General features: G+C 33.7%; 40 protein-coding genes. 3 read left to right on the top strand and 37 right to left on the bottom strand.

Annotation, left to right across the window (positions count from 1 at the left end; all coding sequences use genetic code 11):
* The 6 genes from K3G25_RS07865 to K3G25_RS07840 form a co-directional block, all read right to left on the bottom strand.
* Window positions 1–216 carry a hypothetical protein gene (locus tag K3G25_RS07865; protein ID WP_232489653.1) on the bottom strand — a complete coding sequence of 72 codons (216 nt, stop codon included), beginning with the start codon at window positions 214–216 and terminating at the stop codon, window positions 1–3.
* Window positions 213–410 carry a hypothetical protein gene (locus K3G25_RS07860; protein ID WP_232489652.1) on the bottom strand — a complete coding sequence of 66 codons (198 nt, stop codon included), beginning with the start codon at window positions 408–410 and terminating at the stop codon, window positions 213–215. Before K3G25_RS07860 ends, K3G25_RS07865 begins: the two co-directional genes overlap by 4 nt.
* Window positions 407–688, bottom strand: a complete 282-nt coding sequence (locus K3G25_RS07855) for a hypothetical protein (RefSeq protein ID WP_173722090.1) — start codon at window positions 686–688, stop codon at window positions 407–409. The genes K3G25_RS07860 and K3G25_RS07855 overlap by 4 nt, the downstream gene beginning before the upstream one ends.
* A gap of 32 nt (window positions 689–720) precedes the next feature.
* A complete protein-coding gene (locus K3G25_RS07850; RefSeq protein WP_110124771.1) occupies window positions 721–945 on the bottom strand; it encodes a hypothetical protein in 225 nt (74 codons plus the stop codon).
* Between the two features lie 108 nt (window positions 946–1053).
* Window positions 1054–1299, bottom strand: coding sequence for a hypothetical protein (locus K3G25_RS07845; protein ID WP_020954128.1), 246 nt, complete (start codon window positions 1297–1299; stop codon window positions 1054–1056).
* Between the two features lie 74 nt (window positions 1300–1373).
* Window positions 1374–1673 (bottom strand): hypothetical protein, encoded by a 300-nt coding sequence (locus tag K3G25_RS07840; RefSeq protein WP_022553114.1) that lies wholly within the window; start codon window positions 1671–1673, stop codon window positions 1374–1376.
* 164 nt (window positions 1674–1837) lie between these two features.
* Here K3G25_RS07840 and K3G25_RS07835 point away from each other — a divergent pair, with 164 nt between their 5' ends.
* Complete coding sequence (locus tag K3G25_RS07835) at window positions 1838–2059, top strand: helix-turn-helix domain-containing protein (protein WP_041482535.1); 222 nt, start codon at window positions 1838–1840, stop codon at window positions 2057–2059.
* A 220-nt stretch (window positions 2060–2279) separates the two neighbouring features.
* Here K3G25_RS07835 and K3G25_RS07830 read toward each other — a convergent pair whose 3' ends face one another.
* The 14 genes from K3G25_RS07830 to K3G25_RS07765 form a co-directional block, all read right to left on the bottom strand.
* Window positions 2280–3263, bottom strand: coding sequence for a phage lytic cycle repressor MrpR family protein (locus K3G25_RS07830; protein WP_062623451.1), 984 nt, complete (start codon window positions 3261–3263; stop codon window positions 2280–2282).
* Between the two features lie 20 nt (window positions 3264–3283).
* The gene (locus K3G25_RS07825) at window positions 3284–4633 is read right to left on the bottom strand and encodes a DNA sulfur modification protein DndB (RefSeq protein WP_014417909.1); all 1350 of its coding nucleotides are present in this window, start codon (window positions 4631–4633) and stop codon (window positions 3284–3286) included.
* A gap of 76 nt (window positions 4634–4709) precedes the next feature.
* The gene (locus K3G25_RS07820; RefSeq protein WP_110124769.1) at window positions 4710–5768 is read right to left on the bottom strand and encodes a tyrosine-type recombinase/integrase; all 1059 of its coding nucleotides are present in this window, start codon (window positions 5766–5768) and stop codon (window positions 4710–4712) included.
* Window positions 5769–5777: 9 nt separating this feature from the next.
* Window positions 5778–5942, bottom strand: a complete 165-nt coding sequence (locus K3G25_RS07815) for a hypothetical protein (protein ID WP_021493556.1) — start codon at window positions 5940–5942, stop codon at window positions 5778–5780.
* A gap of 38 nt (window positions 5943–5980) precedes the next feature.
* On the bottom strand, window positions 5981–6211 hold the full coding sequence (locus tag K3G25_RS07810) for a hypothetical protein (protein WP_110124768.1): 231 nt from the start codon (window positions 6209–6211) through the stop codon (window positions 5981–5983).
* 14 nt (window positions 6212–6225) lie between these two features.
* Window positions 6226–6438 (bottom strand): hypothetical protein, encoded by a 213-nt coding sequence (locus K3G25_RS07805; protein ID WP_014472000.1) that lies wholly within the window; start codon window positions 6436–6438, stop codon window positions 6226–6228.
* A 149-nt stretch (window positions 6439–6587) separates the two neighbouring features.
* Complete coding sequence (locus K3G25_RS07800; RefSeq protein ID WP_020954135.1) at window positions 6588–6743, bottom strand: hypothetical protein; 156 nt, start codon at window positions 6741–6743, stop codon at window positions 6588–6590.
* A gap of 125 nt (window positions 6744–6868) precedes the next feature.
* Window positions 6869–6994, bottom strand: coding sequence for a lysogeny pheromone AimP family peptide (locus tag K3G25_RS07795; RefSeq protein ID WP_142295830.1), 126 nt, complete (start codon window positions 6992–6994; stop codon window positions 6869–6871).
* A 28-nt stretch (window positions 6995–7022) separates the two neighbouring features.
* Window positions 7023–8177: an AimR family lysis-lysogeny pheromone receptor gene (locus K3G25_RS07790; protein WP_110124767.1), complete on the bottom strand. Its 1155-nt coding sequence runs from the start codon at window positions 8175–8177 to the stop codon at window positions 7023–7025.
* Between the two features lie 161 nt (window positions 8178–8338).
* The gene (locus K3G25_RS07785) at window positions 8339–8749 is read right to left on the bottom strand and encodes a type II toxin-antitoxin system HicB family antitoxin (RefSeq protein ID WP_102422173.1); all 411 of its coding nucleotides are present in this window, start codon (window positions 8747–8749) and stop codon (window positions 8339–8341) included.
* Window positions 8750–8834: 85 nt separating this feature from the next.
* Window positions 8835–9167 carry a hypothetical protein gene (locus K3G25_RS07780; RefSeq protein ID WP_104843439.1) on the bottom strand — a complete coding sequence of 111 codons (333 nt, stop codon included), beginning with the start codon at window positions 9165–9167 and terminating at the stop codon, window positions 8835–8837.
* Window positions 9168–9184: 17 nt separating this feature from the next.
* Complete coding sequence (locus tag K3G25_RS07775; RefSeq protein ID WP_104843438.1) at window positions 9185–9742, bottom strand: hypothetical protein; 558 nt, start codon at window positions 9740–9742, stop codon at window positions 9185–9187.
* 16 nt (window positions 9743–9758) lie between these two features.
* Entirely contained in the window at window positions 9759–9890 is a 132-nt protein-coding gene (locus tag K3G25_RS07770) for a hypothetical protein (protein ID WP_014417905.1), read from the bottom strand.
* Between the two features lie 228 nt (window positions 9891–10118).
* A complete protein-coding gene (locus K3G25_RS07765; protein ID WP_160228939.1) occupies window positions 10119–10370 on the bottom strand; it encodes a hypothetical protein in 252 nt (83 codons plus the stop codon).
* 70 nt (window positions 10371–10440) lie between these two features.
* Here K3G25_RS07765 and K3G25_RS07760 point away from each other — a divergent pair, with 70 nt between their 5' ends.
* Entirely contained in the window at window positions 10441–10623 is a 183-nt protein-coding gene (locus tag K3G25_RS07760; protein ID WP_041482308.1) for a DUF8096 family protein, read from the top strand.
* Window positions 10624–10633: 10 nt separating this feature from the next.
* Here the strand turns inward: K3G25_RS07760 and K3G25_RS07755 are convergent, their stop codons facing one another.
* The 7 genes from K3G25_RS07755 to K3G25_RS07725 form a co-directional block, all read right to left on the bottom strand.
* Entirely contained in the window at window positions 10634–10858 is a 225-nt protein-coding gene (locus tag K3G25_RS07755; protein WP_057080574.1) for a hypothetical protein, read from the bottom strand.
* 22 nt (window positions 10859–10880) lie between these two features.
* Complete coding sequence (locus K3G25_RS07750) at window positions 10881–11108, bottom strand: hypothetical protein (protein WP_232489651.1); 228 nt, start codon at window positions 11106–11108, stop codon at window positions 10881–10883.
* A 29-nt stretch (window positions 11109–11137) separates the two neighbouring features.
* Window positions 11138–11746, bottom strand: coding sequence for a hypothetical protein (locus tag K3G25_RS07745; protein WP_163113722.1), 609 nt, complete (start codon window positions 11744–11746; stop codon window positions 11138–11140).
* 87 nt (window positions 11747–11833) lie between these two features.
* Window positions 11834–12307 carry a hypothetical protein gene (locus K3G25_RS07740; protein WP_232489650.1) on the bottom strand — a complete coding sequence of 158 codons (474 nt, stop codon included), beginning with the start codon at window positions 12305–12307 and terminating at the stop codon, window positions 11834–11836.
* 383 nt (window positions 12308–12690) lie between these two features.
* Window positions 12691–12966 (bottom strand): hypothetical protein, encoded by a 276-nt coding sequence (locus tag K3G25_RS07735; protein ID WP_232489649.1) that lies wholly within the window; start codon window positions 12964–12966, stop codon window positions 12691–12693.
* A gap of 107 nt (window positions 12967–13073) precedes the next feature.
* Entirely contained in the window at window positions 13074–13277 is a 204-nt protein-coding gene (locus K3G25_RS07730) for a helix-turn-helix domain-containing protein (RefSeq protein WP_232489648.1), read from the bottom strand.
* 93 nt (window positions 13278–13370) lie between these two features.
* Window positions 13371–13808: a hypothetical protein gene (locus K3G25_RS07725; RefSeq protein WP_232489647.1), complete on the bottom strand. Its 438-nt coding sequence runs from the start codon at window positions 13806–13808 to the stop codon at window positions 13371–13373.
* Between the two features lie 304 nt (window positions 13809–14112).
* Between K3G25_RS07725 and K3G25_RS07720 the strand changes: the two genes are divergently transcribed.
* Window positions 14113–15207 (top strand): acyltransferase family protein, encoded by a 1095-nt coding sequence (locus K3G25_RS07720; RefSeq protein WP_232489646.1) that lies wholly within the window; start codon window positions 14113–14115, stop codon window positions 15205–15207.
* Between the two features lie 227 nt (window positions 15208–15434).
* On the opposite strand, the gene K3G25_RS07710 is transcribed toward K3G25_RS07720, so the two are convergent.
* The 10 genes from K3G25_RS07710 to K3G25_RS07665 all read right to left on the bottom strand — a co-directional run bounded on the left by K3G25_RS07710 (window position 15435) and on the right by K3G25_RS07665 (window position 25606).
* Window positions 15435–15761 (bottom strand): hypothetical protein, encoded by a 327-nt coding sequence (locus K3G25_RS07710; protein ID WP_021493578.1) that lies wholly within the window; start codon window positions 15759–15761, stop codon window positions 15435–15437.
* A gap of 30 nt (window positions 15762–15791) precedes the next feature.
* Window positions 15792–16157: a beta barrel domain-containing protein gene (locus K3G25_RS07705; protein WP_021493579.1), complete on the bottom strand. Its 366-nt coding sequence runs from the start codon at window positions 16155–16157 to the stop codon at window positions 15792–15794.
* Between the two features lie 48 nt (window positions 16158–16205).
* Complete coding sequence (locus K3G25_RS07700) at window positions 16206–16460, bottom strand: hypothetical protein (protein WP_232489645.1); 255 nt, start codon at window positions 16458–16460, stop codon at window positions 16206–16208.
* Window positions 16461–16617: 157 nt separating this feature from the next.
* Window positions 16618–18219: a DUF4942 domain-containing protein gene (locus tag K3G25_RS07695; protein WP_110124759.1), complete on the bottom strand. Its 1602-nt coding sequence runs from the start codon at window positions 18217–18219 to the stop codon at window positions 16618–16620.
* A 52-nt stretch (window positions 18220–18271) separates the two neighbouring features.
* On the bottom strand, window positions 18272–20140 hold the full coding sequence (locus K3G25_RS07690) for an LPD29 domain-containing protein (protein WP_199449042.1): 1869 nt from the start codon (window positions 20138–20140) through the stop codon (window positions 18272–18274).
* Window positions 20141–20443: 303 nt separating this feature from the next.
* Window positions 20444–21661 carry a hypothetical protein gene (locus K3G25_RS07685; protein WP_020954160.1) on the bottom strand — a complete coding sequence of 406 codons (1218 nt, stop codon included), beginning with the start codon at window positions 21659–21661 and terminating at the stop codon, window positions 20444–20446.
* A 20-nt stretch (window positions 21662–21681) separates the two neighbouring features.
* Window positions 21682–22530: a GIY-YIG nuclease family protein gene (locus K3G25_RS07680; protein ID WP_029974526.1), complete on the bottom strand. Its 849-nt coding sequence runs from the start codon at window positions 22528–22530 to the stop codon at window positions 21682–21684.
* Between the two features lie 515 nt (window positions 22531–23045).
* Window positions 23046–23225 (bottom strand): type I TA system toxin YonT, encoded by a 180-nt coding sequence (gene yonT, locus K3G25_RS07675; protein ID WP_021493591.1) that lies wholly within the window; start codon window positions 23223–23225, stop codon window positions 23046–23048.
* A gap of 984 nt (window positions 23226–24209) precedes the next feature.
* A complete protein-coding gene (locus K3G25_RS07670; RefSeq protein WP_014417886.1) occupies window positions 24210–25322 on the bottom strand; it encodes an FtsZ/tubulin family protein in 1113 nt (370 codons plus the stop codon).
* Window positions 25322–25606: a hypothetical protein gene (locus K3G25_RS07665; protein WP_021493592.1), complete on the bottom strand. Its 285-nt coding sequence runs from the start codon at window positions 25604–25606 to the stop codon at window positions 25322–25324. The genes K3G25_RS07670 and K3G25_RS07665 overlap by 1 nt, the downstream gene beginning before the upstream one ends.
* Between the last annotated feature and the right edge of the window lie 121 nt (window positions 25607–25727).

The following is a 25727-nucleotide window of genomic DNA, read 5'->3' as shown; positions in this document are numbered from 1 at the left end:
TTATTCCCCCCAATGTCCATGATTTCTCATGATGTCCGTTACCTCGTCAATATAAGGCTCATCCTGGTTGATAACAACATAGTCATTGACTTCTTTTCCTTCGGCTTCTCTTCTGCAAAAGTTGATCCTACCAATTAACGCCCCTAGACAAAGCCGTTCTTGAAAAGTTAAATACTTTTCGGCGTCCTCGATTTTTATAACAGTGAACTTACTCATTCCGCGCCCTCCTCAGTCCAAAACAATCTCTCATTCGTTATTTTTTCTACTTTATAATTTATGAGGTAGTTATTTTTTGCGTATTCCTCTGCATATTTCAATGCAGTTTTATCATCATTTGCGCCGAAACTGAAATGCTTCCAACCGAACTTAACTTCGTACCAAAGCTTATATTCAATACGCTTCACTTTCACAATTCCCGCGCCTCCTTTGGGTTTTCGTCACACATTTCTTTTAACGCCTCCACAAACTCTTTTTCGCTCATGTTCAGCGGTGTGTACCACTTTATAACTTCGTGAAACGGCCGTAGATAATTTGCAAGTGTATCTTCAGCATCTTCCCTTCCTTTTGTTGTCCCAGTAAAATTATTTAAATAGTCTTCACGTGTCATGTTTATGTGCGTTGGGCAGTCTACCACTGAACTAAATCGGCAGTACCGTCCATTCGGTTGCTTAGCGATTAATGCACCCATGTTATTCCCCCTTATCTTAATCTCTATAAAACTTACATTTTATTTTTATCTCTAAAATATTCATGCTGATTCACAACATCACGAAGTATGTATTGTATTTCCTCTAAATTGTCTTTAACAAAGTCCAGGTCTCCTATTGCCATTCTAATTTCATTGTTCTCTATGCTGCGCAAAGATCTTTCACATGATGCTAAGAGCTTTGCATATTTCCTTAAAACCATACTTCTTATTTGATTGTTAGTTGGTTCATTAATCAATAATTAAAGCTATCTCCTTTCCTGATTCTAATTCGATTATATAACCTCAACCATATGTTGTAAATACTTATTTTATTTTTACTCTAAATAATTTTAAAAAAATCAGCTTTACTCATACTGTAAAGCTGCTGTCTTCATAAACGTCTTCATGCCGTCTAGTTTCCAAAGAGTTTCATTTATTTTGTCTCTAAATTCTAAAACTGAAGCATGATCCATTCTAATCCTCAAACAATCCCCATTGTTTTTAAAGATAATGTCTATGTAGTACTCTCCACTTTGTATGTTCTTAGAACCAACACTCATGGAAACTGATCTCATAATGTCTTTCAAGTCAATTTCAAGATTAAAATCCATTGTATGCTCCAGTCTGACTAAAAAGTCACCAATTTTTTATGTCTCATGATGACTGACAAGATGTGTATGTATTTTTACTTCGATGATAACAATTGTGAAGATTTATAGCCTTCATTTTCAAACGAATCGTCTATCTCTTCGGCATAAGATGTTGTTAATTCAGCATCCTCTGTACACATGATATCTACATCAAATAGTGCCTCATATTTTTCTTGATCTTTTTGAAGAAACCCCATTTTCCCTGTTTTATTTCTTAATTTCTTTTTAATTGATTGATATGCGAACAATAGTGCTTCCTCTTCATTCTTGGCTTTTATTCTGCCGAAAAAAGGAATGCACAGCTCCCCTTGAATGAAATAATCCTTTTCTGACATACGTTTCCCTCTCTCTGGTAGTAATTAACCGAACCTACGTTCCCTTTTTGTTGACTTAATTATAACCTTTTACCTAGTTAGTGGCAAATCTTTTTTCTTTCATTTAAAAACTTGGAAAGAATTGATATAGTATGATAAGCAATACTATAACAGGAGGTTGTCCGATGCTTGAGGTTGAAATCGGACAATGTTTGATATCCATTCTCCTTGAAAGTAGAGGAATGTCCTTAGGAGAACTTTCAAAGCGAACAGGCATTAGTACGCAAAGATTAAGTGACTATGCAAACGGCTTTAGACCTTCTATGAATATAAAAACAGCGAAAATCATTGCTATTGCCCTTAACTGTTCGATTGAAGAGCTCTATGAATGGAAAATCAAACATTGACTTTATCGCTAGGGAGTTTGGCCTAGCGAACCTCCTTGTACCCTTTTTAGGGTATAGAACTATTTTACTGCATATGTACAAATTTGTCTCTGTCTAACTTTGTCGAATTCTGAAAAATATGAACAAAATCCTGATATTTTTTTAAAAATACCACGAGTTAACTCACATTTGTTTTATTTTTACTCTGAAAGTTATGTAAAGTTAATCCCTGTAACAGGGATTAAGAATTAGTCTCAATTACTTCAGACTTGATACAATATTTTTCTAAGTTCTCCATATTCACTACTTTCCTCAGTGTTTGTGAATTAAACTCCGCGTCTTCATTCAAGAACCCATATTGTCGAGTTATTTGTTTATAATCAGGTACTTTTAATTCACCCTTCTCTTTATATATCGCATACGCCATGTTGAGCTTTCCTGAATTGATAAGATTTTTAGGTGTAAAGAAGGGTTCTTCTAAAAATTTTTGAAACTGACTAAAAGAACGATGAACTAAAAATTTGTCAGCTTTCATACTCTGATTAGAGCTCTTATATTTTAGCCTAAAAATATTTTCGCTTTTAACTAATGTGGCAAATTTGTTTTTAAGGCTACTATCTGGCGAACCATTGCTAAGATGATATGTTCTTTGGTCATTAGCACGCTTAAGTAACTCATAACATTTATCGCTTACAGTAATTATTCTTACACCATGTTTATCATCTACTAGCTTTACCTTGTTATCATCGAGTAAATCGTCACCTGTTAAATTCAGTAACTCTGAATGCTGATAACCATCTATACCTTCATAAATAGCCTGTATCATGGCCTTATCCTGATAATTAATCATAAAATCAACATACTCTTCTACTTCTTTATTAGTGAATAGTGTTTTTTTGTTTTTATCTATAAACTGCTTTAAGTCACCATCCTGTATCTGATACACTTTGTTGATGTTACTGTTTGCCAAGCCATTTTCCATTGCCCAGGTTGTGTATTGTCCAATTACAGCTCGTGCTCCTCTTAATGAGTCTATAGATTTGCTATCCAAATCGAAAAATAACGTACGCAGCTCTTCCAAAGAAAAATTAAATATGTCTTTTTGAAGTATTTTTTCTGTAGCTGAGAAATCCCTTAGCCTTAGCCAATAATGGTTTCTTGTTGCTTCACTTTCGTATTTCTCTAAAAACTTTTCCTTCAATTCAGCATTATATATTTCACTCATATTAAATTCTCCTTTAGGCTTTAAACAACAGCAATTTCATCATAAAACATTCGCTTAAGTTTCTTCTTCATAATATTCTTTAGTTGATTCTCATTATTTTGTCTTCCTAATTCTTCAAACACTCTTCCGCTTTTACTAAAGTCAATCGTATTAAGGATATTTTCAAGCTTGTTTAGTTCTACATTGTTTTCCTTCATCTTCTTGGCCAAATAAACATAACCGTAAAACATTACGTTATGATTAATGTATGATTGCTTTCTAATGGACGATAAATCATCTTCAAGAAATTCGTCTGGGAAGGCATAAAAAAGGTTATCAAAAAAGTCTACCAAGTATTTCGCAATTTTCAACGCATCTTTTCGAGATTTCAGCTCAAATGCATCGTCTATAGCTTCTGATAAAGTATAATATGTTACAAGGAAATTGCTATCGATACCAATTTCACTTTGTGGGCTTATTTTATTTTTAAGTTCACTTTTAAATTTCAGCTGCTCGACAACGGTTGAAGAATACCGTTTTTGTCCCAATTCTTCAATTCTGGATTTTTCAACTGGGTTTATGGTATTCATTTGAGCAAAGTGAACCTTAGCCTTTTCTTCATCGTAATTGAGCACATTTAAAATGAATGGTTGATCTAATTCAGGGACTTCAGCAATGGCCTTAACAATACCTGAAATTCGATGATATCCATCAAGAGCATCTAATAAGGTTCCTCGTGTTACAGTGAGGGTTTGGTCGCTTGGATCATATTCAACTTCTTCATCACCATCAGATGTTCCAAGACGAGCGTTAAAAGTTAACATTGATACAATTAAATCGCCTTTAATAAACAATTCTTTGATCTCATCAACTGATTTAGGGTTTGTTTTAGGTACAGGGATAAGGCTGCCCTTAATGTATTTTCCTTCACGCTGAGTATTGTAATTGTACTGCAGGATGGAGCTATTATATAACTCACTAAGTTCCTTGGCAGTAATGGAAGTGACATAGTTATCCTCTTTAATTTTAATCACATTTTTGAACTTGTATGGTAGCTTAACTACTTCTTCACCGGCGAATACTCTCCCACCTTCAAGCTCTTTTGCCAATCTGGTTGGAAAATAATTTGAGGGATCTAAAGCTGGAGCCCCAAGAATTGAATACATCTCTTTTGAAACAATGTACACTTCTTTTTCGTTTAAACGCTGTACGTTGTTATCATTATTATTTAAAATTTCTTGGATATAACCAGGGAGTGCCTTGTATTTGTCCGCCATTGTGGCTTTTAATTCCTTCACCATATTGGAATCACTTTTAATATCAATAAGATTTTTCTCTATTTCAGTTTTTAACTTATAAAGTTTATCCGTTGTTAACAAAACTTCAGACACATTATCACCTCACATAATCATATTAAATTTATCATTATTTTCATAAGCAAGTAAAGCTTTTATGTGATTATTTATATCACTTGTTCAAAAACATTTTAAGTTTACTCTGTATATACATGTCTGATTTTAAAAAGAATTCTTTATATTGCTCTAAGGTAACATCTTCTAAAAAGGACATGTCTTCTTTTTGATCAACCAAAACCCCTGGATCTTGAGAATAATCCCTTTCATTGACTAAATAATGGTCATTTAAAGTATTGATATTGCTGTGACCAGAGAACGCTGCCACTTTTTTAATATCACCATTAACGCTGTAAGAAAAGTTTGTTGCAGTATTGCGTAAACTATGCGGAGTTATCTTTCTTTCTTTGGGAATACCCATAACTCTACATACGCGATTCCACATATCCTGTATTGAATCAACTGTTAACTTATGAAATAACAGTTCATGTTCCCCATACTCTTGCTTTAACAGCAACAACTCTTCATAGAAAGCTGTGGAAATTCCAACTGGCCTAGCCTTTTTTTGCTTAGTTTTTTTAAAGTTGACGAGATAGCATTGGTGCTTTTCTGAATAAGTAATATCATCCCACCCAACTCTAAGCACCTCTGATTTACGCCCACCAGTACGTGCACTAAACAAAATAAACATCTTTTTCATTAATCTGTTCTGACGCTCAGTAACATACGCTACCTCAGCAAATTCATCAGCTTCAGACATTCCTTCAAAAGAGCCTGCTGGGTTCTTTTCTGTTGGAAGAGGTCTAAAATTAAATACAGATGCATCACACTCATGTTCAGATTCAAGGTACTTAATCATACTTTTCAGTGCGGCAATCTTATTGTTAATTGTTGAATTGGAGTTGCTTTTATTTTTAGCCAAATGGGTTCGATAATCATACAGGTCACTCTTCTTAATCGCCAGGTCACTCTCAGTTAAATATTCAATATCCTTGGCAGCATAGTGGTTGAAAAACTCTCTTATATGCCTTTCATACGTGGCTCTAGTATTAGACTTTTCAATTTCTCCAGTTTCTCGATCCCTGTTTCTTAAATCTAATTCATCAAACCACCTATTTATGTTATTGTATATTGAATAATCCCTTAGTGTTGACGCTTTCTTTTGAGCTTCCATAATGACACCTCATATCATTTTTTTCATTAAGTATTGATCAAATTCTTTCCACGCAACAATCCATTCATTCTCACCTTGAATATTACTCAGCAGCATTATATTGGCGTTACAGATTTCCATTTGCTTTAACATGTCGTATTCTTTAAGAGCGTTAATTAAGATGTCTGTATTCATTTTATCACACCTAATTTATTTTTATCCTATAATAAAATTCAGTTTAGGACATTTACCCTCTCGTCCTTACAGACGTTTATAATTGGCATCCCCGTCAATTCCTCATAAAGCTCCTCTTCGAACCCAACCCATTCATCACTTGTCGCTTCTCTTCGTAGGTACTCATTATAAGCTACTGCTATCTCAGGCTGCTCTAGAAACTTTAAAACGATCATATGCTTTTTCCAAACTTTAGCCTTGTTTTCTTCTGTATAATATTTATTATTCATTTTATTTTTACTCCTTAAATACATTTTATAGAATTTTTTTGTTCTTTAATGAGGTTGTATTCTTTATGGTTTTTTCTCATTGTAGTTACATTATTAGGTGTAAACACATCTGGATCCTCTAGGTGGAGATTGACTCGTGTGAAGTTCTTTAGTTGTTTTATGTATTGATATTGTCTTAATGATGTAATCTTCAACTCTTCCTTTTGAGTGGCACTGGTTGTTTCCATTGTTTCATCTCCCAACAACGTTCATCTTGTAACTTCATTATATATGTTGCTAGAATAATATGCAACTATTTATTTTATTTTTATTCAAGACAAATAACACATCCCCTATGTATGTGTTAAAATGTCTGCTGATTTGTCTTTAATCTTCATTAGGATACCTTTGCTTTATATTTTGATCTAACCATTTCTGCTTCATTTTCAAGATGATTATCTTCCTGGGAAATTTCTAAATTAATATCTCCCATTTCCATGTATCCCTTAGCCATATCCTCATAAGAAAGTACTTGTCCGAAATGCTTTTTCATTTTAATTCCCCCATGGTCTTATATTTGGTTTTATAAAATATAGGAACTTCCCCTTTAAATTAGAAAAGACGCCTGATCCTTTGGATCAAACGTCTAACCATTGACTATGTAAATTCCTAGTTGTGTTATGCTCCTCTGCTAGCTGAAGCCACTGTGATATCTCCGTTAGCAGTTTGGACTGATTGTTGTCCACTTACAAACCCTACAGTTAAAGCTAGTAAAATGACAATCGCGCAATTAAATTTCTTCATTCTTTCACCTCCTTTCAAGTGAAGAAAACTATAGCGCAATTAAATTTAATATTTCATCTGAGTATCCACGCTTTTTCAATTCAATCAAAGGTAGATTTAGACAGAGCCTATCGCCTGACTTTTTGAATTTCTTTATACTCTCGTGAAAATGGGACATATCATTATACAGCAAGCCCTTAACGTGATAAAGAAACCCTAAATCATCATCCAGAACATCATGTTCTTCAATTTTTTTAATAACATCTTCTGCTTTCTTAGTTTCTTTAATATTAGTCAAATAAAAAGCAGCTTCAATCATATCCGGTATTTCTTGAGACTCGAAATCTACCCATTTGTTTTCTCTCGCCCAGACATTTTCTAAAAAGCAAAGTGCGAGTCGTAATTTATAATGATGATGGCTATTGTCTTTTGCAAAGTTCAAGCCTTTTTCATAGCATAGTTTTGCTTTAGCATAATCTTCAAAAATGTATGTATTCCCAAGTGTTAAATAACTAAATACAATCAATCTGTTATTATTGCATTCTTCAATTACAGCGCTACAATGTTTTCGGGTTTCTTCTAGTTCATAATCATTTAAGCTTATATTGGCCTTTAACAGTTCAATTCGACCACTATACGAATCTTTTATAAATCCATCAGACAGTTCGTCAATCTCCAGAAACTGAGCTGTACTTTTCATTAAGCCAAATTCTCCAATTTTCAAGTATTCGTACATAATCATAATATTCGAAAATGAATACATTTCAGGAGATTTAATTCTATATTTCCCAGTTTCCCGGATTGCTTCATTTATAGAAATTTTATTATTATTCAGTTTTCTATGTAGGGAATAAACCTGTCCCCATTCACGACTTATTGAATTAGATGATTCGCAAAGATTGCTTACGATCTTATCAGTCAATGCATTCCATTGGTTTAAATCTGCATACTCGACAGACTGTCTTGCGCTTTTTTTATTGGGATCCAATGATAAGAAGTAGTCACTTAGAAGCTGCTCTTCATTATCCGGAAACAAGCTCTTAACAATATTAATTAAACCGCCTAAGTTGTCCATTTCTTTCTCTGGGGTGTTGATGAATTTGTAAAAACCATTAACCTTTTCGTACCCTGCTATTTTTGAGAGTTTCGCTGCGAGCTGGTTGTCTTTTTCACATTCATTCTTAATCATCTGCTTAAGATTCATTGGTTACTCCACCCCTTCCCAACTAATGTTCCCTTGTTTATAATATACATTAGAGTTGTCAGAATTACAAGTATTTATTTTATTTTTATTCTAATTATTTTTTAAGGAATACTTATCTGTTTAAAATTCGTATTTTATGTAAACCGGCACAATAAGATTTCTTACTGTGCCTTAAAGATATTTAGTCCGAGTTTATCTTTTAATGCATCCTGTAGCACCTGAGAAAAATTGATGTTCTTTTCTTCAGCCACTTCATTCAACCATGCCGGAATAGTCAGTGTTTTCTTAATTGATTTACGTCTATACTCATCACGGAATGCGTGCATAGGCACATCAATCAAACACACAACTTCGTTTTCCTCTGTCTTAATTTTCGAAAACAGTGAGGGACTAGGATACTTCTCTCCGTCCATTTCTAACCCGTAAAGATGAAGACCTAAAGCTTCTTTTGCCATGCTAATTGCTTCTGTGTCATTCTTTCCACAGGTTATACACCCAGGAAGGTCTGGAAAGGTTACTGTAATACCATCATTTGCAAAGTGTAAAATAGAGGGGTAAGATACCCAATTCATTTATAATCAACTCCTTATTAAAGATTATAAATACATTTAAAAAGTTTGCAAATTCAATACGTATAATTGAACGTATTTGTTTTTATTACTCCTTATTACCAGGCCAAATGCACATTTCAATTTCACTTTTTAACTTCTTTTTTGTTTCTTCATCTAATTTGTTATAGAGAGTGCGAAGAAGATGACGCTGATCAATAATCATGTCAACTAACACTGACCTGGTACGTTTATTTAAGCCCGCTTTTGTAAGCAGCCACTCGTCTTCATACCCAATAAACTCAAGCAACACTGATTCAAGATCGCGTATCCGTTTTTCCATTTGATCTTTATATTCAGTTCCTGCTCTGAATCCCCTCTTAAAGTCTGCAGATTCTCTATTTTGATTATCTACTAAATTTATTAATTCTTCTTCAGTCATATTTGTCATCTCCACACCTACTGAATTTCACCGTTATTCCTTAAATTGCTCATGAGCTCAGGGTTTTCATTTTCAACATCATAAAAGAACACTTCATCAACATAATTTTCAATGTCCCAACTTTTTATGCCCCATTCATTTGTTGTGATTAAAATTATTTTCCCTGAATTAGTTTTTTCAATTTCACTCAACAAATTTGTATATCTCTTTGAGTCATCTAAAGCACTTTGAACAGGATAATATAAAGTGAACGTAGATTCATTCCCGCTTGGATTTGATCTTGTACGCCCTTCATAGCTATTGATTTTGACAATCATTCTACCCAATTTATAAGTAGTTGTGGATTTTATAGAACTAGGTAATAATTCCTCTTCAAATGCACTATTTATTGATCTTGCTACATCGTTCATTTTATTGCTAGTTCTAATAATTCCTCTATTAAATATTTCATTTAAACAATAAAGAACAACTCTTACCTTAGCATCATTATCGTACCCTCTTACAAGTAATACTTTCTTTTTTTCATCTTCTAAAAATTTCATCACATTCTCAATTGCTTTATCTCTATCGTTCAAAATAACCCCTCCATATTTAAAGCCGTTTCCATTCAACATACTCAAATCGTTGCTGATAAAGGTCTTCCAGGATTGCGGCCCATTCAACCCAGCCGTCCGCAACAATGCTTTTCTTCTCCCCATCCTCAATCCATTCAATCCAGTACACCTGAACACTCCTCACCTAGTAATAACCTCAATTTGTCTTATCGCAGAAGTGGCTTTAAACTCTGTATGCAGATCGTTTGCGATCACTAAAGCTTCTGACATTGTAGTGAACTTAGAAGCGCCCGAAGCCCCTTAGATGTCTTATAACCACTTCCATCTAATTTAAATGAGTTGAAGTAATCATCATTTTCAAATTGAATAACAAAAAAGTTATCGATAACCGGCATAGCTAACCCCTCTTCAACAGACCAGCAATTTTTATGGCCAGTGGCAGCAATCCAATTAATATGTAAAACACCATGATATTTATTTTATTCTTAAAGAACAGTTCAATCATATTCTGCTCCATACCTGGTGAAAATGAATCAATCAGTTCCTGCTTAAACTCTTCATCATAAACCTGATCAACAAATAAGGCCTTAAATCCTGTCAGAAAGCCTACACCAAGCCAGAGCATTAAGAAATATGCTATTCCAATCAAATTAAAGCCCTCCTTACTTACATCGTCTGGTATTATAGTAGTGTTAAATACTTTGTGTAGGTGAAATTTAATGGAAGAGAAAGATTTTGAGACTAATGGCTACGATGTAACAATTGTATATGATTATAAGGAGTATCCCGATGTTAAATATGGACGCTGTGACAACTGTGATTACGCTTTATTCAAGAGTTCAGTGAAAAGTGGTGTGTTTTTACGTGAGTGTCGTAGGTGTGGTATGAAGAAGAGCATTTAAATGCTCTTTTTTATTTCACTGGAATCATGTAGCTTACATATACTTCAATTCCGTCTTCAGTTTTATATTCCGCAATCCTGTCTGGATCAGCTTCAATCTTCTCTATTAGTCGTTTCGCATCCTTATTCCTCTTTGCAGTATTGGCAACAACAATCCAAGACCAATAATTCCATTCAGAGATATAGGACTTAATCTTTTCTGGTATCTTGTGACCTTTTGTGTAAACCTTGATCATTTGCATACTCCCCTCCAAATCTTCATTTAATCCAATAAGCCGGCGGAACGCTCAATACTTTATTCTGTTCATCCAAGTATGCATATTTCCTTTCCCAATCACTTTTCTTCCACGCTTCTTGATTTGGGAATGACGGATATATTGGATTTGGATATTCTCCGTTCACCCATCCATCTTCAATATGATTTAGTTTGGCTTCGTTACCTTTATCATCGTATTTGTACCAGACAGTTATCATTTTGACCGTCATTTGTTCGCTCCTTTCTCTTTAACAACAAATTAAGGCATCATTTCCTCCATATACTCGATGTAAGAATCATGCGCCATTGCTTCGACATCAGGATCGATAATTTCAAGGGAAACTTCAAATCGCGCTTCAGATAACAAGAAAATTAATTCCTTTTCATATTCAGAAAAGAATGAAATGGTCATCTCATACGTAGCTTCTAAATTGTCAATAAACAACCTAAACTCATCTTGATCCATATCAATTTCATAATGAGTGATTTCATTTCTTTTTTTGTTTATGTACAACAAAGCACTTTTGAAATTGTCAGGCACAGTCTTTTCACACAATAACTCCAACCTGCGTATGGCTTCATAAAAACCTACAGTGTTTAAGTTTGGATTTACTTCAAACACATTTTTCTTCTGTTTCTCAATCATTTTTTCTTTCGCGGACATATATTTATGAATATCAGAGAATATCAAAAACTCATTTTCTTCCTTCAGTATGTGTTTAAAAAGTAATTCATTTGCATGATTTAAAGAAAGAACTGCATCTTTAACCAAATGTTCACCGCCTATGGCAATTTCTTTATATTTCTCAAGAGAATTATAAGTTGATTTTAAAGAATCGATTGCATTCTCCAATAAGGTAAACTTCATATTATCGCCCCTTTTTGAAACTTTGCCGTATGTACGCACAGTCTATATCTAATGGCTCTCTCCATAAATGAATGGTGTCATTGCAACTTAATCAATCCTTGAGAACAGCCCGTTCATTACTCTGTCAGGATCAATACCATTACTATCTAGATTTTTACTTAGTTGCTCCAATAATAGGGCAATCTCTTCTCGATTAAATTTAAATTCTTCCTTGTCTAAGTCTAGTAACAGTTCTAATGACTTCATAACTTTAACAATTTGGACTGGTGAAAGATTTAGTTCGACTTCCTGTTCCCTGTCGATTGCAACTGGAACAGATAATAAAGAAGAAGGGACTTTTAAGCTTCTGCTTCCGAAAAGAATTCTAACCATTTGACCGTTCAATTCGTAATACTTGTCTTCTAGTCTTCCTTGAGAACCTTTTTTTCTTATCAAGGAAGCTTTTTCTGACGACCCATTATAGTAATTATCATGCAGCAGAACTGCAGTACCGGCAGTCAAGCTTTGTTTTTCTTCTTCAGAAAGTTCGCTTATTTTAACCCATTCTTTATCTCTAGCCAATTAAAACCCACCTTAATTATATTTTTCAATGATTCTTGAAGCAGCGTCATTAAAAGCTGTTTCTGGACACTCAGAATTAAAAATATTTAACAACTTTTCTTCAGTGAATTCCCTTTTCATATCCGCGATCATTTGGTTTTCACAGTCATAAGAATTAAAACTTAAATGGGCTAAATCACTGAGCGAAGATGATTCTCCTTCTGGGATTGGCCATTCGATTTACTGGGGATCATACATATAAAAACCACCGATGTATTTAAAGCTTTGGGATTTATCCATCCTTTGAATTGTCGAGTCGTCTAAATTCAGCTCTGATATGAATCTATACATTATGTACTCTCCTTTATTAATTAAGATGAAAGAATGATTTTAACTTAATTATTTTAGTCGTTTAAGTATTCTTTTTCCGTTTCAGATATTATTCCGCCCCACTCAGATGACCACAGTGTAAATGTTTTGTCGTTTGTTAATTTAACGAAAATCGGGTAGGAATCAACTGGCTCTATTCTTGCCTTTTGTCCCAACATCTCTGAGTAAACTCCTTCAAAATCTTGTTTACTTGACCAGGAAGGCTTTTTAATGTATGCACATTCCACCACATCACCTAAAATATCTTTCATTTCTTTAGTTAGAATAATTGTGTCATTGATTAGTTGCATATTGCACCCCTATCTAGTTAAAAGTATGTAGACCTAGAAAATTTGTAAGTATTTACTTTTGTTGTAACTTTAGTATACCATGATCACTTTAAGTGATCAATATCTTTTTAATCTTTTTTGTAAATCAACAGCTCATGCAGCTCAATGTCTAAATATGCACAGACTTTATCCAACATATCCCTTGGGTACCGCTCCATTTCATCATGATACAGCTTCCTGACTGTGTTAAAACCATGATCAATATCATTGGACAGCTTTCGAATACTGATATTCCTTTCGTCTAATATCTGCTTTAAATTTGATTTAATCAATTTAACTACCCCACATTCATTATTTATGATCACTTTAAATTATCATCATATGCATAAAAAAGGTCAAGGATATACCTTGACTATGTATTAAGCTTACCAATCAAATAAATCTTCATGTTCAAATCCATAAATACCTTTAATCCACACATCCCCGCAGCCTGGATTCTTTGTAATCTCTAACACATGATTACGGTTTGCATCTCCCTCTACTCGATCTGTAGCAGTATAGTCAGCATAGTTCCCAACAAACTGCTTCTCACTACGTGGAAATACCCAGCCTGCAAGAGTTATCCTACTGATTTTCATATTTAGAGTACACCCCTCAGCATTGCTAATTGTGAATTTGTAGAAGAGCCAAGTGCGATCATAATTCCGATCAAAATAATCTGCCATTGAAAAACTCTCTGTATCCTCACTCATGTGAAAATTTACGTTTTTGTAGTCTAATGTAAGCTTCGCCTCAGCACTTGGTGTGTTAAAACTCAATATAAAACCAATGCAAATCACAACCAAAAAGATTAGCTTTTTCATTTCCTCTCCCCCTTTTCCAAAATTATACTATATTTAAAATAAAGGTGAAAGAACAGGCAGAAGCTTCTCGATTTCCCTATATTCTCTATGATATAGCTAGATATACACGTATCTATGAATATCTACATGTATTTATAAGTATCTATACCTCCCTGTACCACACAAATATACCTTATTGAGAACAAAAATATTTATTTTAGTTCATTTTTAAGAACAAATCTTCCGTTTTTATGATATAATCATCACTGCTTATAGGCAACCTTACTGCTTATTCGCCATATGGTATAGGAAAGAGGTTCTTTTAATGAACGTAAAACATTCTAACTGTTTCTTTGTTATCAGGCTGTTTGCTGCTCTTTGTGTGTTGATTGGTCATGCTACAAGAGATCTAAATATTTCTGTCTTTGGTTATACCCCAGAGAGCAAAGCAATATTTCACACCGGCATATCAATCTTCTTTTTTCTAAGTGCATTTTTTCTTTTCACTTCCTATGAAAGATCTAAGCTTAAAGGGAATAATGTAACTGATTTTTATTGGAGCAGAATCATCAGAATCGCACCCGCTATATACACCTATGCTATCGTCTCCACCATCCTGTTAATTGTTCTAGGAGCTCTTTCATTAACAGTATTCACTACTAAAGAGTACTGGACATGGCTTCTTAGCAATTTTGTGTTATATCCTCAATACTTCCCTGACATATTCCATCACATTGGCACAGGTCGCCTTAACGATTCACTTTGGACAATTCCTGTTCAGATTAGCTTTTACCTTGTGTTACCCGCAATTTATTGGTTTTATAAACGTTTCGGATTCAAAAAAATGATTCTTTGCTCTTTTGCTGTTTCCGCTTTCAGTGTGTTGGTTTCTTTTATAACATTGAAGTACTCGCCTGACAGTTTGATCGGTAACCTGTACTTACATTCTTTCCTGCCACAGATGTTTTATTTCACTTTGGGCATCTTCTGGGCAAAGGCATGGAGAAAGTCACCGCCGCAGCATATTGTTTTATTTTCATCTTCGGTAATTTTATTTTTACTCTTTAAGGCAGATCCCATGCATCTCAGTTCAATAAACAGTACACTATGGAGCTTTTTATGGTTCATTCCTTTGAGCTATGCAATTATTTGGTTCGGGTACAATGGGCCGAAGATATTGTGGCAGCTGAACCGGTTAGATGATATCAGTATGGGGATTTTCATATGGCACATGGTGATCATCAACATCTTCTTATACACTGGAATTAATAAAACATTGTCTGATTACCCGCTGATCATCGTTCTGATGGCTGTCACTGCTACCGTCGCATTCCTTTCATACAGAATAGTGGAAAAACCGGCTCTTAAATTACGTAATATAGAGACACGCAAGCAAGTCAAAACGAAGATTGCGAGCTAATGGCCAAGGGCTGTTCATGTAGGCAGCCCGTGTCCCATTTAGCATGAAATGGTGTTTTTATTTAAAATAGGCTTTGGAATACTAACGTTTCATCAAATAGCTTTGATATTTTCGCTTTCACAAGATGGACAGTCTTCATCAAAGTCATCGCCAATCCATTTATACCCACACTCTTCACACTTGATCAGTAGCTCATCCATTGTTCATCTCTCCTTAGTCTCAGTTGCCTAACTAATTAATGGCTTAATTTCTTTTACATATTCAAAAAACTGCTGTTGACCTTCAAGAATGCCAAACAATTCATGCCTACCAGTAAAGACCCATTGAGGTGACTCCCCATTTGTCTGTATCTCTACAGTAAAGCTTACTCCTTTTGTATTAATCTCTTCATCTTCCTCGAGTTCATAATGATGTTCAATTAATCTTTTCAATGTTTGACTGTCTTTTATTTCCTTAGAATAAAATGTCAACCCCTGATCTTCATATTCCTTTAGTTTAAAGCCGTTGTCCAGTAAGAATTGAAGGATGTTTTCATTTAATTTTGATTTTGTCATGCTTTATTCTCCCCTCTTTAAAACTGTGTTTTATTCAGATATGATTGCATGTATCCTTCTTAATTGATCTAACGTTAAATCAACCGATGACCATCTATCAAAGACTGAGCGTATATTGAAAATTAACTTTTTCTTCTCTTCCTTATCAATAATATCTTGTTTGGACAAATAAAGTTCCCAGTCAGGACTATATTCTGTCACTTCTGTCATATCCTCTAAAGAAAATTTGAACATGCGTCTTATTTCTGTCTCTCCCGTATTTCCAACATAGAAATATTTCCTTCCTTTTTTTAACACAACTTTCTCTAGAATATCTTTTCTTCCATATCGTGCGGCATTATTGATTGGTTTAAGATATACTGTTGAACCAACCTTTATTAATTGACTTTTATCCAAATTAATTCTCTCCATTCTATTTCAAATTGCTATTTTATTCATATTTCTTTAAGGTAATAAAGCTACACTTTCACCTGTTTGTATAAAGTATGCACGTTGTAAAAATGTTACAGTGTGGTCATATTTACCTTCCATGTATTCTTTTGCTCCCTTCTTCCTCCATGCGAAATACGATTCACGATCATTCACATAAACTTTTCCACTTTTAACTTCTTCAATACAAGCTATGGCATTATCAGCAAACCATTTTCTTGTTTTTTGAACTGATTCTTCTGTTAGTTGTACCCCATTAAATTTTATCATACTATCACTACCATTCTGTTTAAAATATGCATTTTATTTTATTTTTACCCTTAAAATATGTATGCTTCCGCTGTTGTTTTAACTTGATTTAAGTATAGCATGACCGTTTTAAATAATCAATAATAATTTTATTTTTATTCTAAAAGTGCGTATTTTGTTATGATGTAAGCATGAGAAGCTTCGATGTATCCAGGATATAATAAGAAGCGTTATTTACCGTTTCATTGTAAGATTGCGCACCCTCAAAATTATTGATTACGTCTTTTTCTTCTGCTGTCATATCCTGATATTTCACCTTACCATACGAAGGAGGAAGCCAGTTTTTCTTTTGGCTGCCAAAGATGTTAAATGTCTTAAGAATTTCCATATCTTTAAACTCGATGTGACATGTTCCTTTTTTATAGAAAGTTACATAGAAGTACTTTAATTCTATTTTTTTCGTTTCACCGTAATGCTTAGCTAGTTTTAGAGATTCATCTATGTTAATGTCTTCTGTTAACCCATTGTCAAGGTAATTGAAAACTTTTTCAATGTCTTTCAACTTTTCTAAGACCTTGTAGTCTGTTGGACTATAGTGACCGAGCCAACTACAATACCCGTTTAGTGGAATAATTATTTTTTTATTAATTTTATATGATTTATTTGTTTTCCACCCATTATATAAGTGCACATTTTTTGATGATTCATCATAGTAATGCTTGTGGCTAAATTCTTCAAAAAGGTTAAGTATTGTATCTTCTACGCCCTGCGTCATCTCTTTACTCATCTGAATTCTTAATGTATAGATATTGAACAAAGAAAAATCATAATCTTTTAATTCCTCAACGTGCTGCAAATACTTTTGTTTTAAATTGCTTGTGAAGAGCCCCATAAATTGATCATTGTTAAATAACGTATTCCAATACTTCGCCCTAATTTGTTTTATATATGCATTCTCTATGTCATTTTCTTCGGTATTCTTGTCAATTAGCAGCTTCAATATTGGAGTACTGTCATCATTGAAACTATGCAGCATTAATGGTTTTAAACTGTTATATTCATTGATTAATTTTAAACCCGCTTTGATTTCATAATTGAACTGTTCTACAATTCCTTTTATAAAGTCTGCATTCACTAACTGTGTTGCTTTATAATCGGCACTAATTTTATGGGACTCATCTTTTTTCAATTCTTCTATTAGAACACTGTCATACTCTTGTTTTTCAATGCTTATGTAAATTAGCGCCGTTTCAACTGCTGTGTTTCGCTCTGAGTTCGAAAAAGCGTTTTGAATGTATTCAACTTCTGCATTTATTTCCTCTAGCTTACGTATAAGAAATTTCCTGTCATTTGAATACGGATTTTTTAATGTTTCGGCATTTAGTAAGCAAACAATTTGTCCGGATCTTTGTTGCTTTTCAATTAATTCAATCGCCTTTAATAAATGTTTAACACCGCTACTAAAAGGTGGATTCATAAAAATCAAATCATACTTCTTGTAAGTGTTAAACATCAGAAAATCGTCTGCTATCACTCTGTAATCTTTGCCTTTAAGTATGTGTCGTAAGTTTTCATCTTGTTCAATTGCATCAATGTCATATTTCGAATTCCTTCTATAGTTGCTGGTGTTTTTAAATTGATTGTGAATATCTTCTACTAAGTTTCCTTTACCTGCTGACGGCTCCAAAACGGAGTTAATGTACTTCCATTCTACTTTAGATGTCATTTTTCGGATTAACTGTGGTGGTGTCGGATAAAAATCCGGATTATCTTTAAACATTTTTTATTCTCCCTTTTTAGGGAATGAGATGTTTTCCCATCCCCCTCTTATTTCATAGATTAGACTTATAAGTATTGATTAAAGGTTTGAAGCTTTTATTATTTAAGTAATTTAAAACCTCGTCAAATTGTCTTTTGTCACACGAGTAGTACTTACTGTGAATTATTTTAGTCCCATCTGGTTTAACCTCTACATTATTCAACACTGTTTCGGGCAGCGAGTGCCATCCTTTGAACATCAATAATTCTGAATAGAAGTGTCGGTAATATAAATTCCTTTTATTTACAGGCCGATATGTCAACTTCACTGCATTATCATATTGAGCATATTTAGTTGACTGGCAACTGTCATACGTTATTCTTTCAGTAATTAAAGATCCAAGATCAGATATGTAAAACAGAGTATATTTTTCATCTTTTTCAAGATCAGCATTTTTAAATTGTTCTTGGATGCTGTCAACTTCATGGAGAATTCTGTATAAAGCAGTTTTTAATTTTTCTGTATCTACTTGTTGGATAACATTTTTACTCAAATTTAAATTATTCAATTTCAATTTTTCTTTGAGTGAGGCTTTATATTTGTCCCAGTCTTCATTATTCCAGGTTGCAAATAAATTTAATTCTTCAATGACTGAGCTAGAAAGATCTTCTATTTTTCCCGCTTGACGTTTTAACTCCTGCAATTCTTCTTTTAACGCTTCCTTATGAGAAACCTCCTTTTCAATTTTTGCATTATCCACTAAGCCAACATATCTGGCATAAGAATGGCCTTGAGCGTCTACAATAAATTGCAATTTCCCTCCGTAGTACACTCCTACGCCATATAAATTCCATTTGACTGTGTTCTTTTCAAGATCGTCCATATTGTAATAATCAATCATTGAGTTGATTCTATTGTCTTCCGTAAAACTTCCACCGGTTTCCGCAAGAAAATCAAAATCATTTAAAAGCAAGTTAGAAAAGTTGTTTAAAGCTTCTTCAGTATTGAAATGCACTTCTTTTGTAATTTTCACATTTTCAAGTCTGTAGTCACCTTTAACAACCTCGTCTTTATATTGATTAAGTGTTTGATTTTTGTTTAAGTTGGCAAACTGTGCATCAATAACAAAATACTCTTGATCTTCATTCAGTTGTTTTACTACAATGCTGCTATAGATTTTTTCGACTTGTTTCTTTTCTTCTTCTTGCCGTCTCTTATATTCAGCATTTTTAAGCTCTTGCTCTTTTAAATATTCCTGAAGTTCTTTTTCTTTTCTCGCTTTCTCGGCTTCTTCGAATTCTTCCATCTTTGAATCAAACAGTGTCATATCTTCTTTAATTTCTTCTGTTTGTTCTGTCACTGTGTATTCCCAATCTAATGAAACACGACCATAGAAATTGTAACTACCTGCGTAATCACTGTAAGGATCTGCTGGGCTGTAGCAATGGCGATAATTGTTTAAAAGGCTGTTGCAATAATCATAAATCGCAGTCAAATAAGCTGAGCCTTTTTCATAAGGACTTGATTTGATTGTGATGTTAATAGTGCTATGTGAATTGCTTCCCCCAGTAGTAACAGAGAATTTGCATTGTGGGAAACGTTGTCTCAAATGCTTTCTTATTTCCTTTGCCATTTCTTTCACTTCTTGTTCCTTGTTAACCTCGAATTCACTCCATTGTGTTGCATCCCACAGACTCATTTTTACGCCCTTAGCTTTCTTTTTGGTTTTAGTGATTGTTTTAGAAGATGAGATTTCTTGTTTAGTGACACCATTAGCGACCTGCATTGATTTTTCTGTCCGTTTGCTCCACCAACATTTTTTGAATCCAGAGTATCGAAAACCGTTTGATTTAAGATGAGTTAAAACCTCTTGTTCTGGTTTACTATCAAAATAAAGTTCAATTCCGTTTAACTCTTCGTTAATTCTTAAAACAGCTGTCATTTTCAATCTCCCCATTCTTTATAAAAATTTTATTTTTACTCTAAATGTATGTAATCCTTTGACTTGATTTAATTTTAACATGATCACTATAAATATTCAATAATTATTTTATTTTTATTCTAAAAAAAGAAAAACATATTATCGAGGTTCAGCTTGCTGAAACGAGACGGCCGTAAAGGCACTTTACGGACGAATTTATTATTTTTTTATTTAATTATTTTTCTGGTTCTCCTTAAGACTTAGGCTCTAAAACCCTTGATATGACTGGCTTATTTTTTAAGTTTAAGAGGTTTGTCCTCTTTATCAGGTATCGAGCCAGTTTGTAAGCAGCTTCCTCATTCTCAAAGAAGGTATGTACAAAGTTATTTCTTCTCCATCCCTAATAGCTGACCTCCATACCCATTGCACTAACTCAGACAATGCAAATGCGTCCTGGTCTATTGTAATACTGTACTTTTCTTTAAAATAATTATACAGAACAGTATTCGTATATCTGTTTATTGTATATGCTAAGTGTTTCTTATGCTTAAACTCATTTGTTGCACGTGCATTACATGAGACAAACCCCTTTGTATACCCATTACCCTTTATTCTGTTCTTATGGTCTGAATAAGTCGTCCACATAGCTTCATCACTTGACGACTTAACAATATTATTAAAGTAATTGAATACATTGTTCTTCACCTTTTTGATTGTGTAAGGTGATTTATTTTTATACCAATTAGAAGACAGTGAAAACTCCAGTTGTCCTATTGTGTTTAGATTACCTTCATATATTTTTATTTTGTTTCTTAACTCTTTCTTAAAGCTCCTTTCATAATCAGTACTGTGATCAATGAACCTATACTGCCCATCCATGTAAGCTGAAATGTACTTTTGATACTTAATGTTGTTCAGATCGTAGTAATACTTTTGTATTTGAGCATCAAACATATATGTAAGTATGTAAACCTCCTTGAATAACTGGAATACGTCGGCAGGAAAGTTCCAAATCAATATATTGTCTTTGAAATACATTAGGTTGTTATTTAACGCCATATCTCGAATATCATCGTATCGTGTTTCATAGTCTTTTTTTTCTTCATTCCATTTGACAAAACCGTCTTCAACATAAATCAAATTGGAATCAAACAGTGTTGTTAGATCATGTTTCTTCACCTGTAATTGTTCCACTACTTCCATGACTTCATCTAATATCAGTGTGTAATTGCCTGCAAGTATAAGTTCTTTTGTCTCGTCGTTTGCGTTTTTAAAAAGGTTATGAGTTGCCACAATATTTTTATTCTGTGATAAGAGTTCGTGAAAGGATTCAAACTTATATTGTGTTTTATCACCTTTCTTCTTTACTTTAGGTTCGAAAAATTGTTTGGACTTTATGCTTTTCTTTATGCGCTCAACTTCATTTAAATAAGGTGTGATGAATATAAAGGTTTCTTCTTTACTGGCAGAATTCATTTTGTTAATCGCTGCAGATGTTTTACCGCTCCCCATAACCGAATCAACTATTTTAATTTTATTCATAATATATACAGACTTCCCCCTTAAATATTATATATCCATTGTGAAAGCAGCTTTTCCATTCTCATCGAAGGAATGAACACTGTTAAAGGCTTATTGATATTGCCACAGTTTATTATCCATTTTAAAATCAAAGATAAAGCGTATGTATCTTCATCTAGAGATGACAACTCGTTATATTTCGCAATCAAAAACGAGTTTGGGAAACAATTGGCTGCAAAGCACAGATAACTTTTCTTTTCCTTTAGCTCTTGACCATTGAGAGGCACAAATCTTTTCTTGTTTCCTTTGAATTCTAATTGTCTCGCATATTGTGTGAATGTTGTCCAGCAACGCTCTTGACTAGTTGATTTTGTTTGATTATAAAAATAATTATTCATATTCAATTTTAATTGTTGCACAGCACCACCAGAGTTTTTATTGAACCAAGTTTTACTGTAGTCATATCTATTATTTCCGCTATGAAGCAACTTACCTTTTTTCTCGTGGATTATTAAGTTTTTCTTTAAGAGATGCAGAGTTCTCTCTGAAAGGTTTTTACAATAAAACACATCTTCTACGAAACTAGAAGGAGCTGAAATGCTCCGCATTGTAGTGGAGCTTAGAACATTATACAGACCGTCTGTGCCCTCTCCATCTAGCCACATTTGCTCTATTTTTAATAAATCCTTTTTCTTTTCTACATGCTCCAATATTTCGAATGTGAAATCATTTAAGCTATGTTTATCCCAATCTTTCTGAAGGATATGAGAATGGTGAACCCCATAATGTAGATCATTTATATGTTGTTCCCAACGTTTGAATACATTTATGCTACTTCCTATATATTTTTTTCCGTTATGCTTATTTGTTATCTGATATATTCCTTTCATTTTACCTCCTTATAATTTCTTTTTAAAAAGGAACGATAAACAATATACCGCTCCTTCTTACGTCTTAAATTCAATTGTTAGTTCTCTCTTCAAGATCATTAAAGTGTCCTTCCAGCCTAGAAATTGAATCATTATTGCACTGTTGATCACTTTTTATTTTGGCAACATAGATGCAATTTCTTCAGGTTCATTTGTGTCAATCCATTTTTCTGTCCCGCTCACCACTAATAAGCACCATTAATTGTGATGTCAGTTAGATTTGTTTACCTTCTTTTGGCGTATGCAAAATAAGCGATCCATAACAAAATGACAATGATACACGTTACTATGAAGATAGCCGTAATAAGCGACTGTATTCCGCTGCTGAAGTAATCTTTGATGAACAGGAACAATAAGAATAAAACAACAAATGTAATGTTCGTAAACCACAATGAGAATCGTTTCATATTTACAATGTGCTTGTCCATGTTATAATATGGGTAGTGACTAAAGGGGAATTAATCCCCTTTAGCGTGTTATCTGCGTATACGTTTGCGTTGTCTCTTGCTACGGAGGCGCTTGCGTGTACGCTTTTTATTTTTGCTTTCTTTATTCTTCATCAGGTTTTGAATCTTCTCAGCTATCGTTAAACAGTTGATGATTAAAACCGTGATAGGAATAAGGAAAGCAATTGTTATACCCACTTTCTCAAGCACTCTGTTCACCTCCTTTCCTATAACTCTATTATAGCACATTTTTCCTACAAAGTCATTTTATTTTTACTCTAAATATGGATTTTTTTAAATTATTTTGGACTATTATTTATGGGTGTTTATAGGCTGTATAAGGCGTGTATATGGATTGGATACCAATGATACTATGATTAATTTAAAATTGATTCTAGGTGTATTAGAATGCTTCTGACGATGTTATGGTTTGTGTGTTATGGGATGGATATATGATGATGTGTGGTGAATGGAAACGGATATAGATGAGAACAGGTAAGGTTATGGGTGGATGTAATGAGATGAAGGATGAGAAGGAATATTATTAGAGTGAATATAAAATAGGTGTGAGGATGAAAATGTATAAGATAAAAAATAAGACTTCGATTTGCTCCCTCTCGTTATACACACGATTATTTTTTATGAATGGTTATTCACTTTTAAATTGACCGCTTAATTATTTTTTCAAAAATAAATATTGTTTTTCATTTGAAATTGTGTTAGCTGTGTAAATTTATCAGCCAAATCAGAAAAACCCTACATAACGTATCTTATATAGGGAATTCAATACCAATATATAGGGGGTATATTAACATCTAAAGGCTAAAAAACAAGAACAAATGTACCCCTAGCACTTCCATTTCCACACCCAACTTATTTTTTCACTTTCCCATTTTTCAGCCTATTTTCGCATCGTAACCGCTATCGTAAAAGCCTATAATATCAATGTTTTTCTACCCCTCATTCTCCCCTTTTTCATTGGATTTTTAAATAAACAACCACTTTTCCTCTCTCCTGTCTACGTTTTACGATCACAAAACACCTATTATCCCCTTTGACAGCTCTAAAACATTGCTATATCAACTAATTAACCCTTTCCGATCTTCATTGACGATAAGCACTTTTTTAGCTCACGATCACCAAGGGGGGTCATAAAAAATCAAGCCACCAAAAATAGGCAGCTTCCCTTTAAAATTAGCGCTTTAGTCTCTTCAGTGCCTCCATATAAGAGGTCTTTTTCGATTCCTTGTTCTCCAGTTTTTTCGGTTTAAATAAATCCTCTCTACGGCGATTCTTCGCTTTATAAACAGTTGTTTCTTTAACTTCAGTGTTCCCATTTTCAATTAAATCATCTAACTGCTTCATTCGCTCATTGATCCAGGTTAATCCACTAAGAATCGTTATCGCCCTATTACCTTTATCATAATGCCCTTTAAATAAGTCTAGGGGCATCTTGTTATCAAAGACATTAAACAGCTCATTATACGATATATGTTCCGTTAAGAACTCATGAACATCCAGAATAACTCCAGCTCTCATCACATTTGTAAACTCAACAGGAGTGAAAATCGAATTGTTCCACGACTTTTGTATATCTTCATGCAGCTTATCAAAATACTTACCCTCATTTGTAAATTCATTGAGGTCTGTTTGAGCAATAGTCATGATTCCTGGTGTGTCAAAAAGCTGATTTAAATCCTTCCTGTCTAATGTACTGATCTTTGAGCCTCTGTCCGTGTAATTGAGTAAGACTTCGATTAAATCAAGGAACATCTTGTTTGTCTCCTTGTATAGTCTGCTTTCAGAAATCTTCCCTTCATATTTGCTCAAAACCATTTGATTATCCAAAGGTAAAACACATGTCTCTGGCATAGATAAGTCATCAAGCAACTCCAGTGAATTCATCTGATTGACCAATACTTCATTGTTGTCAGGAAGGATGGGTACAGCAACTATTGTTTTATGAGTAAGACATTCGTTTAACAATTCTAATAATATAGGAGCTACCCCTGAACCAGTTCCACCAGCTGCAGAGAAAACAACAAAAATGACTTGTACTGAAGGCTTTTCCATTGTGTTCTTTATAAACTCAATAGAAGATTCCCAGTTGTTTTTCATATGTTTCGCTGCTACACTTCTTTCTTTGCCAACTCCTTCTGTCCCAACCAGATGAAGCTTATCTTGAATATTGACCAATGAATTAAGGTCTGAAAGTGAATAATTTATTGCGACAGAATGAAATCCTCTCTTCATTGCTTCATCTGCTACACTTCCGCCGGCCTGACCAACTCCAATAAAACCAAACATTAAACCCTCTCCCCTTCTAATTGATATCTCAAAGCTTCTTGACCATATTGAGTAATAAAAATTGTATGCTCTTTACTGTTTTTCACTATATTAATAAACTGCAAGGCCTCAAGACGATCAATGCTCTTTCTAAAAGTAGCATCAGTTAGTTGAGTTTTAGCTTGAATGGTTTTCTTCCTAATTGATTTAAACTTTAAATCAGCCCCTTCATCGCTCAATAAGCCTAGAATATACAGATCATTTCGAGTTAAGTTGTCAATGACAGAAGCAAAATAAGTATCCATGTGACCCCTCCTTAATATCTGATGATTTTGAAGTATCTTGGTTGATATACAATTATTATATTGCCTATTTGCATTTAAATGCAAATATTTTTGTATCTTAATGCAAATAATCATACTCTGC

Source organism: Bacillus sp. FCW2 (assembly GCF_021228595.1).
GTDB classification, from domain to species: Bacteria; Bacillota; Bacilli; order Bacillales; family Bacillaceae; genus Bacillus; species Bacillus velezensis.
The sequence above is the reverse complement of the archived record's forward strand: the minus strand, read 5'-3'. Positions and strand labels throughout refer to the sequence as shown.

Coding starts and splice junctions, on each gene's coding strand:
- K3G25_RS07815 (WP_021493556.1), bottom strand. CDS start 5,942: ATGAATACAGACATCTTAATTAACGCTCTTAAAGAATACGACATGTTA.
- K3G25_RS07695 (WP_110124759.1), bottom strand. CDS start 18,219: ATGTTTAAAGATAATCCGGATTTTTATCCGACACCACCACAGTTAATC.
- K3G25_RS07710 (WP_021493578.1), bottom strand. CDS start 15,761: ATGACAAAATCAAAATTAAATGAAAACATCCTTCAATTCTTACTGGAC.
- K3G25_RS07720 (WP_232489646.1), top strand. CDS start 14,113: ATGAACGTAAAACATTCTAACTGTTTCTTTGTTATCAGGCTGTTTGCT.
- K3G25_RS07790 (WP_110124767.1), bottom strand. CDS start 8,177: ATGAATCTTAAGCAGATGATTAAGAATGAATGTGAAAAAGACAACCAG.
- K3G25_RS07835 (WP_041482535.1), top strand. CDS start 1,838: ATGCTTGAGGTTGAAATCGGACAATGTTTGATATCCATTCTCCTTGAA.
- K3G25_RS07840 (WP_022553114.1), bottom strand. CDS start 1,673: ATGTCAGAAAAGGATTATTTCATTCAAGGGGAGCTGTGCATTCCTTTT.
- K3G25_RS07700 (WP_232489645.1), bottom strand. CDS start 16,460: ATGATAAAATTTAATGGGGTACAACTAACAGAAGAATCAGTTCAAAAA.
- K3G25_RS07800 (WP_020954135.1), bottom strand. CDS start 6,743: ATGAAAAAGCATTTCGGACAAGTACTTTCTTATGAGGATATGGCTAAG.
- K3G25_RS07795 (WP_142295830.1), bottom strand. CDS start 6,994: ATGAAGAAATTTAATTGCGCGATTGTCATTTTACTAGCTTTAACTGTA.
- K3G25_RS07680 (WP_029974526.1), bottom strand. CDS start 22,530: ATGAAAGGAATATATCAGATAACAAATAAGCATAACGGAAAAAAATAT.
- K3G25_RS07750 (WP_232489651.1), bottom strand. CDS start 11,108: ATGACGGTCAAAATGATAACTGTCTGGTACAAATACGATGATAAAGGT.
- K3G25_RS07665 (WP_021493592.1), bottom strand. CDS start 25,606: ATGGATACTTATTTTGCTTCTGTCATTGACAACTTAACTCGAAATGAT.
- K3G25_RS07820 (WP_110124769.1), bottom strand. CDS start 5,768: ATGGAAGCTCAAAAGAAAGCGTCAACACTAAGGGATTATTCAATATAC.
- K3G25_RS07845 (WP_020954128.1), bottom strand. CDS start 1,299: ATGGATTTTAATCTTGAAATTGACTTGAAAGACATTATGAGATCAGTT.
- K3G25_RS07755 (WP_057080574.1), bottom strand. CDS start 10,858: ATGATCAAGGTTTACACAAAAGGTCACAAGATACCAGAAAAGATTAAG.
- K3G25_RS07785 (WP_102422173.1), bottom strand. CDS start 8,749: ATGAATTGGGTATCTTACCCCTCTATTTTACACTTTGCAAATGATGGT.
- K3G25_RS07855 (WP_173722090.1), bottom strand. CDS start 688: ATGGGTGCATTAATCGCTAAGCAACCGAATGGACGGTACTGCCGATTT.
- K3G25_RS07830 (WP_062623451.1), bottom strand. CDS start 3,263: ATGAGTGAAATATATAATGCTGAATTGAAGGAAAAGTTTTTAGAGAAA.
- K3G25_RS07685 (WP_020954160.1), bottom strand. CDS start 21,661: ATGAATAAAATTAAAATAGTTGATTCGGTTATGGGGAGCGGTAAAACA.
- K3G25_RS07865 (WP_232489653.1), bottom strand. CDS start 216: ATGAGTAAGTTCACTGTTATAAAAATCGAGGACGCCGAAAAGTATTTA.
- K3G25_RS07725 (WP_232489647.1), bottom strand. CDS start 13,808: ATGAAAAAGCTAATCTTTTTGGTTGTGATTTGCATTGGTTTTATATTG.
- K3G25_RS07690 (WP_199449042.1), bottom strand. CDS start 20,140: ATGACAGCTGTTTTAAGAATTAACGAAGAGTTAAACGGAATTGAACTT.
- K3G25_RS07735 (WP_232489649.1), bottom strand. CDS start 12,966: ATGCAACTAATCAATGACACAATTATTCTAACTAAAGAAATGAAAGAT.
- K3G25_RS07780 (WP_104843439.1), bottom strand. CDS start 9,167: ATGACTGAAGAAGAATTAATAAATTTAGTAGATAATCAAAATAGAGAA.
- K3G25_RS07760 (WP_041482308.1), top strand. CDS start 10,441: ATGGAAGAGAAAGATTTTGAGACTAATGGCTACGATGTAACAATTGTA.
- K3G25_RS07745 (WP_163113722.1), bottom strand. CDS start 11,746: ATGAAGTTTACCTTATTGGAGAATGCAATCGATTCTTTAAAATCAACT.
- K3G25_RS07670 (WP_014417886.1), bottom strand. CDS start 25,322: ATGTTTGGTTTTATTGGAGTTGGTCAGGCCGGCGGAAGTGTAGCAGAT.
- K3G25_RS07805 (WP_014472000.1), bottom strand. CDS start 6,438: ATGGAAACAACCAGTGCCACTCAAAAGGAAGAGTTGAAGATTACATCA.
- K3G25_RS07810 (WP_110124768.1), bottom strand. CDS start 6,211: ATGAATAATAAATATTATACAGAAGAAAACAAGGCTAAAGTTTGGAAA.